This window comes from Staphylococcus sp. HMSC62A08, from assembly GCF_001839105.1.
GTDB classification, from domain to species: domain Bacteria; phylum Bacillota; class Bacilli; order Staphylococcales; family Staphylococcaceae; genus Staphylococcus; species Staphylococcus caprae.
Window position 1 is genome coordinate 1 of the sequence record NZ_KV840067.1, and the last position, 505, is coordinate 505.

Annotated in this window: 1 rRNA gene; it reads right to left on the minus strand. The window is 51.3% G+C overall.

From position 1 onward, the window contains the following. Positions 1 to 505, minus strand: a 16S ribosomal RNA gene (locus HMPREF3264_RS12235); the annotation flags it as partial.

Here is a 505-nt window from a genome sequence, read left to right on the forward strand (position 1 = left end):
TTCCACTTTCCTCTTCTGCACTCAAGTTTTCCAGTTTCCAATGACCCTCCACGGTTGAGCCGTGGGCTTTCACATCAGACTTAAAAAACCGCCTACGCGCGCTTTACGCCCAATAATTCCGGATAACGCTTGCCACCTACGTATTACCGCGGCTGCTGGCACGTAGTTAGCCGTGGCTTTCTGATTAGGTACCGTCAAGACGTGCATAGTTACTTACACATTTGTTCTTCCCTAATAACAGAGTTTTACGATCCGAAGACCTTCATCACTCACGCGGCGTTGCTCCGTCAGGCTTTCGCCCATTGCGGAAGATTCCCTACTGCTGCCTCCCGTAGGAGTCTGGACCGTGTCTCAGTTCCAGTGTGGCCGATCACCCTCTCAGGTCGGCTACGCATCGTTGCCTTGGTAAGCCGTTACCTTACCAACTAGCTAATGCGGCGCGGATCCATCTATAAGTGACAGCAAGACCGTCTTTCACTGTTGAACCATGCGGTTCAACATGTTA